The organism is Saccharopolyspora sp. SCSIO 74807 (assembly GCF_037023755.1).
Lineage (GTDB): Bacteria > Actinomycetota > Actinomycetes > Mycobacteriales > Pseudonocardiaceae > Saccharopolyspora_C > Saccharopolyspora_C galaxeae.
Map to the genome: position 1 here is coordinate 3,074,734 of NZ_CP146100.1, position 13,915 is coordinate 3,088,648.

Genomic DNA, 13,915 nt, shown 5'->3' on the forward strand with positions numbered 1-13,915 from the left:
GTTTTGGGGTTTCTCGCGTGTCCGTAGCCGTCGTCACCGATTCCACCGCGTACCTGCCGGACGGATTCGCGGATCGATTCTCGGTGCGCGTGGTGCCGCTGCACGTCAGCGTGCAAGGGGGGACGCCCGTACCGGAGTTCGAGTTCGGCTCGGATCGATTGGTCTCCGCGTTCGAGCACAAGCAGCGGGTGACGACGTCGGGCGCGACCGCGGCGGAACTCGCACGGGTGTACCGGGACGCCCTGGCGGACGGGGCCGACGGCGTCGTCTCGGTGCATTTGTCCCGGCGCTTGTCGGCGACTTGGGACGCCGCCCGGCTGGCCGCGCAAGAAGTGGGCCCGGAGCTGGTGCGGGTGGTCGATTCCCGTTCGGCCGCGATGGGCTTGGGATTCGCCGCATTAGGCGCCGCGGACCTGGCCTGCGCCGGGGCGGGACTGTCCGCTGTGGAGAGCCGTGCTGCGCTGATCGCGCAGCGGACCACGACCTTGTTCTCGGTGCAGACGTTGGAGCATCTGCGCCGGGGCGGCCGGATCGGAACCGCTGCCGCGGTGCTCGGTACCGCGCTGGCGATCAAGCCGTTGCTGCATGTCCACGAGGGACGCGTCGAAGCGTTGGAGAAGGTGCGCACGACCGCCCGCGCCCACACCAGGTTGCTGGAGATCGTGGGGCGCGCGGTGGCCTCGGAGCCGGCGGCGGTGGCGATCCACCACCTCGCCGCTCCCGAATGGGCGGATCGGCTCGCGCAGCGGCTGGAGGAGATGACTTCCGGGCAGATCGAGTGCTTGGTCGCTGAGGTCGGGCCGGTGGTGGGTGCGCATATAGGCCCCGGAGCTCTCGGTGCGGTCATGTTGCCCGGGGGTTGGCGGAGATGATCTGCGCTCCCTGCGGCGGCGAACCTCGGTGAGCCGGAGCGGGTGCTCAGCGCCCGAATACATCTGCTTTCGAGTGAATTCCTACGGATTGTTCGTGCTGGTTCATCCACAGCCCGACAAGTTGTCCACAGATTGCAGAATTGAGTCTGGGCGGCGGTTCGCGGATTCCTTAACGTCGATGGCATGGCTGCTGTAACCCGATTCCACGGTTCGCTCGACGATTCTCCGGACACCGCGTCGAGTCCGCGTACCCGCCTGCGCGCACTGATGCGCCAGGCCGAGCGCGAGCGCACGCAGCAGGAACGCGAGGACGGGCCGACGCCGACCGGCCGGGATCCCGGAACGGAAGAATTGCCACCGGAACCCGAGGGTGGGCCCCGCGCCGGTCCCTCGAATGCGGACCCGCCCACGACGTCGACGCCAGTGCGGCGAGCTGTGCGCAGATGGCTGCCCGAATCGTGGTCGCGTGCCCGGGTCGATCCTGGCAGGTACGGGCGGCTCGGGATCGCGCTCGCCGCGGTCGTCGCGCTGGCCGTGGTCGGAGTCGTCACGTGGCTGGACCGGCCGGTTCCCGAACCGGCGCCGGCCGCTCCCGTGCCGGAACAGGTCGCCGCACCACCGGTCCAGCAGGCCGCCGCGCCGCCGCCCGCGGACTTGGTGGTGAGCGTGGTCGGTGAGGTCTCGCGCCCCGGCCTGGTCACGCTGCGCCCCGGCGAGCGGGTAGCCGACGCGCTCGATGCGGCGGGCGGCGCGTTGCCCGGAACCGACATCACCACGTTGAACCTGGCCCGCAGGCTCGTCGACGGGGAACAGCTCTACGTCGCAGTGCCGGTACCTCCCGGCGCCCAACCGGGAGGCCGGCAGGCCTCGACGCCCGAGCCAGGCGGAGCGGGCAGCAAAGTCGATCTCAACACCGCCACGGAGGAACAGCTCGATGCGCTACCAGGAATCGGTCAAGTCACGGCCGAACGGATCGTGCAATGGCGGGAGCAGCACGGTCGGTTCGGCTCGGTCGACCAGCTCGGAGACGTCGAAGGGATCGGGGACACCCGGATGGAGCGGCTGCGGGAGCTGGTCCGGGCGTGAGGGCCAAGTCCTTCGCGCTAGGGTCCACATTGGACTTGCGGTTGCTGCCCGCTGCGCTGGTCACGTGGTCGATCACCTTGGCCGGTTTGCACGGCGGGTGGCCGACCGCGGCGGTGCTCTCGTGCGCGACGCTGCTCCTGCTGCCGATGGCTTGGAGGTTCGGGCGCGGACGCGCTTGGCGCAACGGCGTGCTGGCCGTGCTGATCATCTCCAGCGCCGCGGCCACCGGGATCGCCGTTCGGACCCACGCGGTGGCCGCGCATCCGTTGCGCTCGGCCGCACGGCAGGCCGAGCAGGCGGAGCTGCGTGGCACATTGGTGGAATCGCCGCGGCCGTTGCAGGGTGCCTCCTACGGTGCTCGCCGGGCGCAGGATCGCTCGGTGGCCAGGCTGCGATTGGACTCCGTCGAGGTCGACGACCGCCGGACGCTGGTGGGCGGGCAAGTTCTGCTGCTGGCCCCTACCGAGCAGTGGGGCGCGCTGACGGCCGGCCAGCAGGTCACCGTGCACGGCAAGGTCCTGCCGCCGCGGAATGGGGAATTGCTCGTCGCGGCCGTTGCGACCTACGAAGCGCCCGAAGGCGTATCGCCCGCGCCGAGCTGGCAGCGTGCAGCGGAGGATCTGCGCGAGGGACTGCGCGAGACTTCACGCACGATGCTCGGCCCAGCCGCAGCCGGACTGCTGCCGGGCCTCGTGGTCGGGGACACCGGCAAGCTCCCGCCGGAAGTCGTCGAGCAGTTCAACACGGCCGGACTCACCCACCTAACCGCGGTTTCCGGCTCGAACCTCGCGATCGTCTGCGGGGCGGTGTTGCTCGTGCTGCGCCTGATCGGCGCAGGCCCTGCCGTGTCGGCCGTGGGGGCGGCGTTGGCGATGATCGGCTTCGTGGTGCTCGCTGGACCGGAACCGAGCGTGCTCCGGGCAGCGGTGATGGGCTCGATCGGGCTGCTCGCCCTCGTCCTCGGCCGCGAACGGTCGGCGCTGCCGATCCTCTCGGCGAGCGTCGTCGGCCTGTTGCTGCTGGCGCCGGGCCTGGCCACGGCCGCGGGGTTCGCGCTATCGGTGGCCGCGACGGCCGGGCTGATCGTGCTCGCGCCGGTGTGGGCGGACGCGCTGCACTCACGTGGGTTGCCGGTGGGTGTCGCCGAGGCCCTGGCGATTCCGGCGGCGGCGCATCTGCTCACGGCGCCACTGGTGGCAGCCGTTTCCGGCGAGGTCAGCGTGGTCGCAGTGCTGGCGAACCTGCTGGCCGGTCCGGTGGTGGGGCCGGCCACCGTGCTGGGAGTGTGCGCGACGCTGCTCGCGCCCGTTTCCGGAACGCTGGCGAGCGCTCTGGTGTGGCTGGCGGGGCCGGAGCTGGAGTGGGTGCTGGCCGTCGCCCGCCATTCGGCCGCGGTTCCGGGCGCGTCGTTCGACTGGCCTTCCGGCGCTGGAGGCGGCCTGCTGCTGGCCGTGCTGGCGTTGATGTTGCTGGTGGTTCTGCGCGGCCGGATTTCGCGGATGGTGCTCGCAGCCGTGGTCCTGCTGTTCGTCGTCGTGGTGATCCCGGTACGGCATCGGGTCGCTCCGTGGCCGGTTCCCGGCTGGACCGTGGTCGCCTGCGATGTCGGGCAAGGCGACGGCCTGGTGCTGGCCACCGGGCGTCCGCACGAGGCCGTGGTGATCGACACCGGGCCGGACCCCGTGCTGATGAGCGATTGCCTGCAACGCCTGGAGATCCGCCGCATACCACTGTTGTTGCTGACGCATCTGCACGCGGACCACGTCAGCGGAGCGCCCGCGGTGCTGTCCGGCCGAGCGGTCGGCGCACTCGCCGTCGGATCGCTGCGAGAACCCGCTTGGGCTTTCCGGGAGGTGACCGCGGCGGCCCGCGCCAACCGCGTACCGGTGATGCGGCTGAGCGCCGGTCAACGAGTGCGGTGGCCGGGCCTGGTGCTCGACGTGCTCGGACCTCGCGGCGAGCTGGCGCGAACCCGCTCGAGCGAGGACGCCAACGACGCTTCGCTCGTGGTCAAGGCGACCACGCCGCACGGGCGGATCCTGCTCACCGGCGACGTGGAACTACCCGGCCAGGGGGAACTGCTGGATTCGAGGGCGAACCTGCGTGCCGAAGTGCTCAAGGTCCCGCACCACGGCTCGCGCTACACCACGCCTCGTTTCCTCGCGGCCGTAAGACCGCGGCTGGCTGTGGTCAGCGTCGGCGCGGGCAACAGCTACGGACATCCGAGCCCGCTGGTGCTCGGCGAACTGACCCGAATGGGCACCCGAGTGTTGCGCACCGACCAGTCCGGCGACGTCGCGATCGTGCAGGACGAGCAGGGCAGGCGAGCGGTCGAGCGCGGCGATCCGGTCCGCCCGGAGAACTGAGCCGAGCATCTGGACCACCGCGGCTTGCGCTCCGCGAGCCGCGCACGCGCGCGGCCCGCGGCGGACGGTCACAGACCCAGCGCCTGGTTCACCGAGTCGGTGTTCGGGGCGACGGTCGCCTTCGGGCCGACCTGGTCCTGCACGGCGTCGAGCGTCTTGAGGCCGTCGCCGGTGATCAGCAGCACCGTCTCCTCGTCCGGATCGATCTTGCCCGCCTCGATGAGCTTCTTCGCGGTCGCGACGGTGACCCCGCCCGCGGTCTCGGCGAAGATGCCCTCGGTCCGGGCCAGCAGCCGGATGCCGTCGACGACCTCCTGGTCGGTGACGTCCTCGATGGCTCCGCCGGTGCGGCGCACCGTGTCGAGCACGTACGGCCCGTCGGCCGGGGCGCCGATCGCCAGCGAGCGGGCGATGGTGTCCGGGCGCACCGGCTGCACCACGTCCTGCTGGCTCTTGAACGCGGTGGAAACCGGGGAGCACCCGGCGGCCTGCGCGCCGAAGATCTTGTACGGGCTCTCCTCGACAAGGCCGGTGTGCTGCAGCTCGCGGAAGCCCTTGTCCACCTTGGTCAGCTGCGAGCCGGAGGCGATGGGCACCACGATCTGCTCCGGCAGCCGCCAGCCGAGCTGCTCGGCGACCTCGAAGCCCAGCGTCTTGGAACCCTCGGAGTAGTACGGGCGGACGTTGACGTTGACGAACGCCCAGTCCTCGTGCTCCCCGGCCAGCTCGGTGGCCAGCCGGTTCACATCGTCGTAGTTCCCGTCGACCGCGAGCAGCGAGCCGTCGTAGACCGCGCTCATCAGGATCTTCGCGCGCTCCAGCGTGGACGGGACCAACACCACCGAGTCCCAGCCCGCGCGGGCCGCCGCGGAGGCGACCGCGTTCGCGAGGTTGCCGGTGGAGGGGCAGGCCAGCACCCGGAAGCCGAACTCGCGGGCGGCGGCCAACGCGACCGCGACCACGCGGTCCTTGAAAGAATGGGTGGGGTTGCCGGTGTCGTCCTTGACCCAGATCCGCTTGACGCCGAGCGCCTTGGCGAGGTTGTCGGCACGCACCAGCCTGGTACAGCCGGGTTCGGTGTTCGGGTGCTCCTCGACGTTGCTCGGCACCGGCAGCAGGTGCTTGTAGCGCCAGATGGAGCGGGGGCCTGCCTCGATGTCCTCGCGGCGCACGCGGCCGAAGTCGTAGGCGACCTCCAGCGGCGAGAAGTCCTCCAGCGACACGAATTCCGGGGCCAGCGGCTGGCGATGTCCCTCTTCCTTGGACACCAATTCGACGGCCGGACCGAGGTCGTAGGCCGTCTTGGCGGTGGAGTTCGTGTGTTGGGCGGCAGCGGTCATCGCGAGGTCCTTTCCTCATCTATCCCGCGGGCGGGTCGGAATTGGCACCGAATTCTTCGACTGCCTCGCGCGAGCCGCGAATGGTCGAGATGGTTGCCGGGGCTTCTACGGGCCGTTCCCTCTGCCCCTCTGGATGAGCTATTCGGTTGTACCGGCAACGTTACGGGACGGCGCCGCACCATGGCCAGGGGCGCCCGCGCAGCGGGAACGCCCGGCAGTGCCGGACGGTCATGCGACGATGCCCCTATGAGTTCTCCGTCGGTGGTCCGCGACCCGCTGCACTTGATCCTCGGTGACGAAGAACTGCTGGTGGAGCGGGCTTTGCACGAGACGGTGGGCGCGGCGCGGGCGGCCGACCCGGAAACCGAGCTGCGCCGGATCAAGGTGAGTGAACTCACCCCCCCAGAACTGGATGAACTGCTCAGCCCATCGCTTTTCGCGGAGAGCCGGGTAGTGGCCTTGGAGGCGGCGCAGGACGCCGGCAAGGAGATCGCCGAAGCGGTTCTTTCGCACGCTCGGCAACCCGCCGAAGGGGTCGTGCTCGTCGTCGTGCACAACGGGGGCGGGCGCGGCAAGAACGCCAAGGAACTGCCCGGCGCGCTGCGCAAGCTCGACGCCCGGGTGACCGAATGCCAGAAGATCACCAAACCCGCGCAGCGGGAGGCGTTCGTGAAGGACGAGGTGCGCCGCGCCGGCGGCCGCATCGACGCCGCCGGAGTCAGCGCGCTGATCGAGACCGTCGGCTTCGACCTCCGCGAGCTGTCGTCCTCGGCTTCCCAGTTGGTGGCCGACACCGGCGGCAAGGTCGACGAGAACGCCGTGCGCCGCTACCACCGCGGCCGCGCCGAGGTCACCGGGTTCGTCGTGGCGGAGAAGTCGGTCACCGGCGACCGTGCGGGTGCGTTGGAGGCGCTGCGCTGGGCGCTGCAACTCGGTGTGGCGCACGTGCTGATCGCGGACGCGCTGGCCGATTCGGTGCGCACCATCGGACGCGTCGCCGCTTACGGTCGCGGGGATCCGTTCCGGCTGGCCGGTGAGCTCGGTATGCCCGCATGGAAGGTGAAGAAAGCGCAGGCGCAGTCGCGGGGCTGGAGCAGTACGACGGTGGCCGATGCGTTGCAAGTCGTCGCCGCGCTCAACGGCGAGGTCAAGGGGATGGCTGCGGACGCCGACTACGCGTTGGAGCGCGCAGTGCGCAGGCTCGTCGACCTGCATTCCACCCGGGCTTGAGACACGAAAAACGGGGTCCGCTCCCGTTGGGAACGGACCCCGTTCTCGGATCGGCCTGCGCGAGCTGGGCCGCTCAGAGCACGTTGGCGCGCTTGGCCATCGCGGACTTCTTGTTGGCCGCCTGGTTGGCGTGGATGACCCCCTTGCTGGCGGCCTTGTCCAGGGTGCGCGCGGCGACGCGCTGCAACTCGACGGCCTTGTCCTTGTCGCCGGCGGCAGCGGCCTCGCGGAACTTGCGGATGGCGGTCTTGACCTCGGACTTGACCGACTTGTTCCGCAGCCGGTTCTGCTCGTTGGTCCTGATCCGCTTCATCGCGGACTTGATGTTGGCCACTGCTGGCGCCTCTTTCCTCGCTCGGACTCGTCGTGCCGCACTTGTACGGCGCTGCTTCCTCCGGTGCTCGAGCACCCGACGAACGCAGCCTTCCTCCCTGGCGGAACGCCGCACGGCACGGCTGTCCATGCTAGCAACGCCGTGTCGCACGCCCGGCTGCGGCTAGGTCTTCGGCGCATCGAGTCCGCCCGTGGCTCCCCGGGGCGGTCGGCCCTGCTGGCGGCCGGTGAAATGAGACCCACACCACCGGCGGGTCGCGGGAATGATCGGGGCGGCGGTGTGGTTGTATGAGTCGGCCGATTTTTGTGTTCGTGTTCGACACGCTCGCGAAAGTTGCGGGCGCGACTCTAGTCCCTGCGCAAGCTGGAGAGTTCGCCGTCTGGACTAGGCCCCGGTGGTCGCAGAGTGCGGCGCCGGTACTCATCCGCTGTGAGGAGACAGAGATGGCACAGGGCACCGTGAAGTGGTTCAACTCGGAGAAGGGCTACGGCTTCATCTCCCCCGACGGTGGCGGCCCGGACGTGTTCGTGCACTACTCCGCGATCGACGGCACCGGTTTCCGGACCCTCGAGGAGAACCAGACCGTGACCTTCGAGATCACCCAGGGTCAGAAGGGTCCGCAGGCCAGCGGCGTGCGCGCCGTCTGAGACCGCTGATCAACGCATCGAGCCCCGCACCGTCCGGTGCGGGGCTCGATGTCGTTCAGGGCCCGGACGGCCGCTACGGGGTACAACGGTGCGCATGGAGATCCTGAACAGCCGCATGATCCTGCGCCCGCTGGACCCGGAGCGTTCGCTGCGCTTCTACCGGGACGTGCTCGGGTTGGCGATCTCCCGGGAGTTCCCCGGTGGCACCGTCTTCTTCCTCGGCCAAGGTTTCATGGAACTGTCCGGCCAGGGCGAGCGCGGTCCGAGCCCGGACCAAGTCCTGTGGTTGCAGGTGCGGGACGTGCGCGCCGAGTACGAGCGGCTCACGCGCTTCGAGGTGCCGGTGGTGTCCGAACCCGCCCGGCAGCCCTGGGGCTTGGTGGAAGCGTGGATCACCGACCCCGACGGGATGCGGATCGCGCTGATCGAAGTTCCCGAGGACCACCCGATCCGCGCCGACCAGCGGGACACCTGAACCCCCGGGCATCCTCCGCGGAGTTGGGCATCGGCCACCGGTCGTGGCGTGGGACGATGTGCGGTGAAACCGCGCGCCCCCGAGATCCCGAGGAACACCGAGTGAGCAGCTTCGCCGATACCACCTTCACGGACCCGGAGCGCATCCGGAATTTCTGCATCATCGCGCACATCGACCACGGCAAGTCGACGCTGGCGGACCGGATGCTGCAGCTGACCGGGGTGCTCGGCGAGCGCGCGTACCGGGCGCAGTACCTCGACCGGATGGAGATCGAGCGCGAGCGCGGCATCACGATCAAGGCGCAGAACGTGCGGATGCCGTGGAACGTCGACGGCCTTGACCACGTGCTGCACATGATCGACACACCTGGGCACGTCGACTTCACCTACGAGGTGAGCCGTTCGCTGGCGGCTTGCGAGGGCGCGATCCTGCTGGTCGACGCCGCGCAGGGCATCGAGGCGCAGACGCTGGCGAACCTCTACCTGGCGATGGAGCACGACCTGCAGATCATCCCGGTGCTGAACAAGATCGACCTGCCCGCGGCCGAACCGGACAAGTACGCCGCCGAGCTCGCGCACATCATCGGCTGCGAAGCCGACGACGTACTGCGGGTTTCGGCCAAGACCGGGGACGGCGTCGGTGCGGTGCTCGACGAGGTGGTGCGCCAGGTTCCCGGCCCGGTGGGCGTGCACGATTCGCCGCCGCGCGCGATGATCTTCGACTCGATCTACGACACCTACCGCGGCGTGGTCACCTACATCCGGGTGGTCGACGGCAAGATCACCCCGCGGCAGCGGATCCGGATGATGTCCACCGGCGCCACGCACGAGCTGCTGGAGGTCGGCGTCATCTCGCCCGAGCCGAAGCCGTCCGAAGGGCTGGGCGTCGGCGAGGTCGGCTACCTGATCACCGGGGTGAAGGACGTCCGGCAGTCCAAGGTCGGCGACACGATCACCACCGAGCGCAAGGGCGCGCCGGAGCCGCTCAGCGGATACCGGGAGCCGCTGCCGATGGTGTACTCCGGCCTGTACCCGATCGACGGTTCGGACTACCCGCTGCTGCGGGACGCGCTGGACAAGCTCCAGCTCAACGACGCAGCGCTCACCTACGAGCCGGAAACCTCCGGTGCGCTCGGATTCGGTTTCCGCTGCGGTTTCCTCGGGCTGCTGCACCTGGAGATCACCCGGCTGCGGCTGGAGCGCGAGTTCGGCCTGAACCTGATCTCGACCGCGCCGAACGTCGTCTACGAGGTGCAGCTCGAGGACGGCACCCAGCAGGAGGTCACCAACCCCTCCGACTGGCCCGAGGCCAAGATCGGGCAGGTGCAGGAGCCGATCGCCAAGTGCACCGTGATCACCCCGTCCGAGTTCGTGGGCACGGTGATGGACCTGTGCCAGAGCAGGCGCGGCCGGATGGACGGCATGGACTACCTGTCCGAGAGCCGGGTCGAGCTGCGCTACACGCTGCCGCTGGCCGAGATCGTCTTCGACTTCTTCGACCACCTCAAATCCCGCACCCGCGGCTACGCCTCGATGGACTACGAGGAGGCGGGGATGCAGAGCTCGGACCTGGTCAAGGTGGACATCCTGCTGCAGGGCGAGGCCGTGGACGCGTTCAGCGCGATCGTGCACAAGGACTTCGCCTACTCCTACGGCACGAAGATGGCGACGAAGCTGCGCGAGCTCATCCCGCGCCAGCAGTTCGAGGTGCCGATCCAGGCTGCGGTCGGCTCGCGGATCATCGCCCGCGAGACGATCCGCGCGATCCGCAAGGACGTGCTGGCCAAGTGCTACGGCGGCGACATCAGCCGCAAGCGCAAGCTGCTGGAGAAGCAGAAGGAAGGCAAGAAGCGGATGAAGACCATCGGCCGGGTCGAAGTCCCGCAGGAGGCGTTCGTCGCCGCGCTGTCCACTGACGAGTCCGCGGGCAAGGACGACAAGACCAAGTCGAAGAAGTGACTCCATAGCCGTCGCCTATGGCGCGCATGGCGAAGTGGTCTGGCCGTCCGGGTGCCGCCGCCTCGCCAGCGCGGACGCCGCCGGGTTGTGCGCCGGACCTCCCGTCCGGCCGCGCCCGGAGCGTGGAAGCGCTTGCCCGGCGCGCTGCGGCGACTAGCATTCGCCGCGGCGTCGAGCGCGAAAATCCTTGCCCCGCTTGGGTTTTCGTCTTCGTCGGGGCATGTCGAGAAACAGACCGGAGGTAGAGCATGAGCGCATCCGAACCGTCGCGGGAACACCTGCCGATAGCGGATGCGCCGAGACCTTCCGCCACTTCGCTCGATGCCCGCGACCAGGAGCCGGCGTTCAACCCGGTGCAGCCGCTGAACGCTCCGGCGGGGGCACCGAATGTGGTGCTGGTGCTGCTCGACGACATGGGCTTCGGCGCGTCCAGTTCGTTCGGCGGTCCTTGCCGGATGCCCGCCGCGGAACGGTTGGCCGATGGTGGGCTGCGGTATTCGCAGTTCCACGTCACCGCGATCTGCTCGCCGACCCGGCAGGCCCTGCTCACCGGGCGCAACCACCACTCCGTGGGGATGGGTGTGACCACGGAGATGGCCAGTGCGGCGCCGGGCTACACCGGCATCCGGCCGCGCAGCGCGGCTACGATCGGCCAAGTCCTCAACGGAAACGGCTACAACACCGCCGCGTTCGGCAAGTGGCACCAGACGCCCGCACGCGACGTCAGCGCCGCCGGGCCGTTCGACCGGTGGCCCACCGGTGAGGGATTCGAGAAGTTCTACGGCTTCCTGTGCGCTGAGATGAACCACTGGTACCCGGTGCTGTTCGACGGCACGAACCCCGTGGAACCGACGCAGCGCCCGGAGGACGGCTACCACCTGTCCGAGGATCTGGTGGACCAGGCGATCGACTGGGTGCGCACGCAGAACACGCTCAAGCCGGACAGTCCGTTCTTCGCGTACCTGCCGTTCGGCGCGACGCACGCGCCTTACCACGTGCCCCAGGAGTACCGGGACAAGTACCGGGGCGCGTTCGACCACGGCTGGGACCGGCAGCGGGAAATCACGTTGCAGCGCCAGAAAGAACTCGGCGTCGTCCCACCGGACACGGAACTCGCGCCTTGGGCCGAAGGTGTGCCGCACTGGGATGAACTGTCCGAAGAGGAACGCGCTGCCGCGGCTTCGCTGATGGAGCTGTACGCGGGCTTCGCCGAGCACACCGACGATCAGGTCGGCCGCCTCGTCGACGCGCTGGACGAGATCGGCGAGCTGGACAACACGATGTTCGTCTACATCCTCGGCGACAACGGCGCTTCCGCGGAAGGCGGGCTCGGCGGCACGTTGAACGAGCACCGGTTCGCCACCGGCATCCCGGACAGCGCCGAGTTCATCAACGCGAACCGGGACGCGCTGGGTGACGCGACGACGCACGCGCACTACCCGGTGGGCTGGGCGTTGGCGATGAACACGCCCTACCAGTGGACCAAGCAGGTCGCCTCGCACCTCGGTGGCACCCGGGATGGCATGATCGTGCACTGGCCGCGCGGCATCGAGGAGCGCGGCGGTATCCGCAACCAGTGGCACCACGTCATCGACATCATGCCGACGGTGCTGGAAGCGGCGGGCATCCCGCACCCGGCTTCGGTGCAGGGCGTGCCGCAGCAGCCGATCGAAGGCACCAGCATGTGCTACAGCTTCAACGACGCCGAGGCGCCGGATCAGCACCGCGTGCAGTACTTCGAGATGGTCGGCAACCGCGGCATCTACCGCGACGGCTGGATGGCAGTGACCAGGCACGGAACCCCGTGGGAGATGGTGCAGGACGGCACTCGCCGGTCCTTCGACGACGACCGCTGGGAGCTCTACGACACAAATGTGGACTGGAGCCAGGCGCACGACATCTCCGCCGAACATCCCGAGAAGCTGCGCGAGCTGCAGCAGCTGTTCCTCGTGGAAGCGGCCAAGCACAACGTCTTCCCGCTCGACGACCGGATGACCGAACGGGAGAACCCGAAGGAGGCCGGTCGGCTCGACCTTCTCGGCGACCGGCGCACGATCACCTTCCACGCCGGGGCGAAGCGGCTCACCGAGGAGACCGCGCCGAACGTCAAGAACCGCTCGCACGTCATCACCGCCGACCTGGAGATTCCCGAAGCGGGAGCGGACGGCGTCGTGGTGGCGCAGGGCGGCCGGTTCGGCGGCTGGTCCCTGTACCTGCACGGAGGGCGGCCGCACTACGCCTACAACTACTTCGGCACCGATCTCTACAAGCTCGCCGGCGAGCCGCTGGCGCCGGGCGAGCACGTCGTGCGGCTCGAGTTCACCTACGACGGCGGCGGAGTCGGCAACGGCGGCAAGGCGGTGCTCAGCGTCGACGACGTGAACGTCGCCGAAGGACGGGTGGGAGCGACGATCCCGTACTACTTCGCCTTCGACGAGACCTTCGACGTCGGGGTGGACCGGGCTTCCCCGGTGGTCGACGACTACCCGCCGGTGGACAACGCCTTCACCGGTCGGCTGCGGTCGGTCCGCTTCGACCTGGCCGACGACCAGATCAGCGATGTCGCCGACGAGCAAGCCCGGGAACGGTTCCGGGCGGCGCACGACTGACCCGGGGCGAGCACCGGTCGTCGTTACGGTGACTCGTGTCGCCGGTGCTGGGAGGTCGGTGTGGAACGCCGCGAGGTGGAGTACTTCCTGGCCGTGGCCGAGAACGGCAGCTTCACGGCCGCGGCCAGAGCGTTGCGGATCGCCCAGCCGTCGCTGTCGGCCGCGATCGGGCAGTTGGAGAACCGGTTGGGCGGCAAGCTGTTCCACCGCCTCCCGCACGGCGTTCGGCTGACCCAAGCCGGTGAGGCGCTGCTGGAACCGGCACGTCAGGTGGTGCGCGATCTGAGCACCGCGCGCGATTCGGTGCGCCAGGTGCTCGGCCTCACCGCCGGACGCCTGGACATCGTCGCGCAGACGACGCTGGCGGTGGATCCGCTGGCCGGTTTGCTCGGCGAGTTCTTGCACCACCACCCGAAGGTCGATGTCCGGGTGCTCGACCCTGAGTTGGGTGCGGCCGTGACCAGCAGCGTCCGCGCGGGCGAGTGCGAACTGGGGATGGTCGACACGACTTCGGACCCGGATGATCTGGAAGGCTTGCGGCTGCCGGGCCGGGAGGTCTACGCGGTGCTGCCGCCCGGTGGGCACGATCGCAAGCGGATCGGGCTTTCGGAGCTTGCGGCGTTGGATTTCGTCGCGACTCCGCCGGGCACTGCGACCCGCGCGGTCATCGAAGACGTCGTCGCCGCTCGTGATGCGCGTCCGCGGGTGGCGGTGGAGACCGCGCACCAGGCGATGATCGTGCCGCTGGTACTGGCCGGAGCGGGCGCCACGCTGTTGCCCGAATCGATGGCCGCGGGGGCGGCCCGCGAGGGCGCGACCGTGCTGCCGCTGCGCCCGAAGGTCGTCCGCGGCGGCCGGTTGTTCTGGCGGCCCGGCCCGCTGGCGCCGGCTGCTGCCCGCTTCGTCGAACTCGCCTCCGGACTCGCTCGAAGAAGTCGCACTGAGTAGTCGAGTGATTACGAACTGTCGATGCCGTGTGCTTCACTGTCGTCGATCAA

The 13,915-nt window shown here is 69.4% G+C and carries 11 protein-coding genes and 1 riboswitch; of the genes, 9 read left to right on the top strand and 2 right to left on the bottom strand.

Features of this window, described 5'->3' with window-relative positions:
* Positions 1-17: 17 nt before the first annotated feature.
* From V1457_RS14190 to V1457_RS14200, 3 genes are all read left to right on the top strand, one after another.
* Positions 18-872 (top strand): DegV family protein, encoded by an 855-nt coding sequence (locus V1457_RS14190; protein ID WP_200070934.1) that lies wholly within the window; start codon positions 18-20, stop codon positions 870-872.
* A 183-nt stretch (positions 873-1,055) separates the two neighbouring features.
* Positions 1,056-1,958 (top strand): ComEA family DNA-binding protein, encoded by a 903-nt coding sequence (locus tag V1457_RS14195; RefSeq protein ID WP_338604352.1) that lies wholly within the window; start codon positions 1,056-1,058, stop codon positions 1,956-1,958.
* Positions 1,955-4,324: a DNA internalization-related competence protein ComEC/Rec2 gene (locus tag V1457_RS14200; protein WP_338604355.1), complete on the top strand. Its 2,370-nt coding sequence runs from the start codon at positions 1,955-1,957 to the stop codon at positions 4,322-4,324. Before V1457_RS14195 ends, V1457_RS14200 begins: the two co-directional genes overlap by 4 nt.
* Positions 4,325-4,392: 68 nt before the next feature.
* Here V1457_RS14200 and thrC read toward each other — a convergent pair whose 3' ends face one another.
* Complete coding sequence (gene thrC, locus V1457_RS14205; RefSeq protein WP_200070936.1) at positions 4,393-5,664, bottom strand: threonine synthase; 1,272 nt, start codon at positions 5,662-5,664, stop codon at positions 4,393-4,395.
* 12 nt (positions 5,665-5,676) lie between these two features.
* Positions 5,677-5,804, bottom strand: a riboswitch (SAM riboswitch).
* A gap of 106 nt (positions 5,805-5,910) precedes the next feature.
* Between thrC and holA the strand changes: the two genes are divergently transcribed.
* On the top strand, positions 5,911-6,894 hold the full coding sequence (gene holA / locus V1457_RS14210) for a DNA polymerase III subunit delta (RefSeq protein ID WP_338604359.1): 984 nt from the start codon (positions 5,911-5,913) through the stop codon (positions 6,892-6,894).
* Between the two features lie 73 nt (positions 6,895-6,967).
* Here the strand turns inward: holA and rpsT are convergent, their stop codons facing one another.
* A complete protein-coding gene (rpsT, locus tag V1457_RS14215; RefSeq protein ID WP_200070938.1) occupies positions 6,968-7,228 on the bottom strand; it encodes a 30S ribosomal protein S20 in 261 nt (86 codons plus the stop codon).
* 443 nt (positions 7,229-7,671) lie between these two features.
* On the opposite strand from rpsT, the gene V1457_RS14220 reads away from it, so the two are divergent.
* The 5 genes from V1457_RS14220 (at position 7,672) to V1457_RS14240 (ending at position 13,865) form a co-directional block, all read left to right on the top strand.
* Positions 7,672-7,875 carry a cold-shock protein gene (locus tag V1457_RS14220; RefSeq protein ID WP_200070939.1) on the top strand — a complete coding sequence of 68 codons (204 nt, stop codon included), beginning with the start codon at positions 7,672-7,674 and terminating at the stop codon, positions 7,873-7,875.
* 94 nt (positions 7,876-7,969) lie between these two features.
* On the top strand, positions 7,970-8,350 hold the full coding sequence (locus V1457_RS14225) for a VOC family protein (protein ID WP_295149803.1): 381 nt from the start codon (positions 7,970-7,972) through the stop codon (positions 8,348-8,350).
* Positions 8,351-8,451: 101 nt separating this feature from the next.
* Positions 8,452-10,308, top strand: a complete 1,857-nt coding sequence (lepA, locus tag V1457_RS14230; RefSeq protein ID WP_338604365.1) for a translation elongation factor 4 — start codon at positions 8,452-8,454, stop codon at positions 10,306-10,308.
* 248 nt (positions 10,309-10,556) lie between these two features.
* On the top strand, positions 10,557-12,917 hold the full coding sequence (locus tag V1457_RS14235) for an arylsulfatase (RefSeq protein ID WP_338604368.1): 2,361 nt from the start codon (positions 10,557-10,559) through the stop codon (positions 12,915-12,917).
* A 60-nt stretch (positions 12,918-12,977) separates the two neighbouring features.
* Positions 12,978-13,865, top strand: a complete 888-nt coding sequence (locus tag V1457_RS14240) for a LysR family transcriptional regulator (RefSeq protein ID WP_200070943.1) — start codon at positions 12,978-12,980, stop codon at positions 13,863-13,865.
* Positions 13,866-13,915: the final 50 nt, after the last annotated feature.